Consider the following 2,070-nt stretch of genomic DNA (forward strand, 5'->3'; position numbering starts at 1 on the left):
ACCGGCTAAAGAACCGCCTCAAATCCGTCGACGGCAGCGCCACCTCTGCGCAGGCCCAAGCCGCCTGATCTCTGTACGTCTACGCGTACGCACCTCTGCAGTGGTACATGTACGCCGACAATCGACAGTGGCCGCTGGATCGCACCTGATGTCCGGCAAACCTCGCCTTTGCGAATGAGACCCGATCCGCTGGAGAAACCTGACGTGCCAAACGGGGCAAGTCATTCTGCAAGCCGCTTTCTGGCTCGCGCCTTGACCGGAATGACACACGGCGAATCAACGCGAGCTATCTCATACGTAATTGAAACGCCCAGTCAGACGCTCGGCCGGCGCCACGCCGGTCTCACGATGGGCGCGGGCGTTGACCCGGTCGCACCACTCCGCGCACGCCTCGGCCAGCTCCGCGAACGAACCGTACTCGGCCCGCAGGTTCGCCGACGTGGGCACCAGGTCCGCCTTCGCGATCTTCACGGTGGCCTCGACACCGCCCTTGGACTGCGGATCGAACGGCTCACACGACTCCACCGAGAACGAGAGATCACCCGCCGTCCCGGTAGCCGGTGGCCGGGTTGAAGTGGTACTCCCCGGCGCGCAACCGGTCGAGGTAGCGGCGCAGGTAGTCCTCGATCGAGGGAAGTACCGGTCCGGCGGGGCCGGCGTGGATCTCCCAGGAGATGACCTGCCCGAATGCGCCACTCTCAGCTGGGTCGAGGTCGATGCAGAATAGGTTGCCGCCGCCGTCCTGGGCAAAGGGTAGCCAGCCGGGGTGCCACCAAGTGAAGCGCACATACCCGTTATCGGCCTCCACCGCCCTCGGCGCCCAGGCGGCGAAGGTGCCCTCGGTGCGTAACTCCTCCAACCCCTGCCACGTGCGCAGCGCGCCGCGCATAGACAGCCCGTCGTACTCGGCGATATCCAGCCCGTCGACGCCGCCGAACAGGCGCAGATATGCCCGGAACTCGGCGGGCAGGCGGACCCCGATCGTGGCCTCCACGGAGGCGATCTCGGTTGAGTTCGCCCCGCCTCGGGCTGCCTCCAGCCGAGCCGCGGCGGGCGGGGCGTTAGTGGCGAACCAGGCGACGATCTTGTCTACGATCCCGGCCAGCCGTCCTGCGCAGGCGTCGACCTCAGCGCCGTCGCCGGGCTCCGTCAGCGCGGGCAGGACGCCGCGCGGGTGTGCGGCAAGCCATTTGTCCAATTCGGTCTGGGAGCGCTTGAGGTGAGCGACGTTCGGGTCAACTGGTTCCACCGCACCATGATCGAGCAGCAGCTGGACTACGGTCTCACGCTGGCCGTGCCGAGCAGCACCTAGTGCGTTGAGCTGGCCACCGTGCGCGCTGGCGTTCAGGTCGGCGCCCGCTTCGAGCAGCTGGCGCACCACCGCTTCGCGGCCGTAGGACGCGGCCAACATCAGGGGGGTCCAGCCGTCTGGGCGTGCCAGGTTTGGATCAGCCCCGCCGTCGAGAAGAATCGCCACAACGGGGGCGGCGTCGGGCAGCTCCATCGCCAAGGTAAGCGCTGTGCCAGGTTCGATGTCGCCGCGCTCGACTCGGTTTGGGTCGGCGCCGCAGGTGAGCAGAAATTCGGCAAGCGGCCGGTGGCCCTCCTGCACAGCGCAGATCAGCGCAGTAGTGCCGCGTTCGTAGCCGCAGTCGGCATCGACGGGCAGCCCAGCGTCGAGGAATGTTCGCACGAGTTCTACGTCGCCGGTCTCGGCCGCGAAGAGCAGGAATGGGACGCCGTCCTCATCGCGCGCCGCGGGGTTAGCGCCCAGGGCGAACAGCCGGGCAAGCTCGGCAGGGTCGCGCGCAGCGAACGCCTCCGCAACAGCCTCTGTGAGATCCACGGGAGCACACTACCTGCAAGAAGAGCGTGACATGTGGGAAGTCCCGATCGAGATGAGCTTCCCCCGATAACACGGAGGGGCTGATGTTCCCCGGGTTTCGTGGAGTCGTTTTGGTCGACTTTCGTACGTTTCGCTCGTTGAGAGTGGCGTGCCGAGGAGTTATCCACCCCACTTCCGTCGCAAGGGTCTGGATCTGATGTATGCAGGGCGGTCGGGCGGCGACC

The 2,070-nt window shown here is 66.7% G+C and carries 2 protein-coding genes; both read right to left on the reverse strand.

Translation table 11 applies throughout. The features are described 5' to 3' along the window. Positions 1-291: 291 nt before the first annotated feature. Positions 292-471, reverse strand: coding sequence for a hypothetical protein (locus AB0J67_RS40795; RefSeq protein ID WP_363491143.1), 180 nt, complete (start codon positions 469-471; stop codon positions 292-294). A 67-nt stretch (positions 472-538) separates the two neighbouring features. Beyond that, positions 539-1,846: an ankyrin repeat domain-containing protein gene (locus AB0J67_RS40800; RefSeq protein WP_363491145.1), complete on the reverse strand. Its 1,308-nt coding sequence runs from the start codon at positions 1,844-1,846 to the stop codon at positions 539-541. Positions 1,847-2,070 lie beyond the last annotated feature (224 nt).

The sequence above is a fragment of the Catellatospora sp. NPDC049609 genome, from assembly GCF_040675365.1.
GTDB lineage: Bacteria > Actinomycetota > Actinomycetes > Mycobacteriales > Micromonosporaceae > Catellatospora.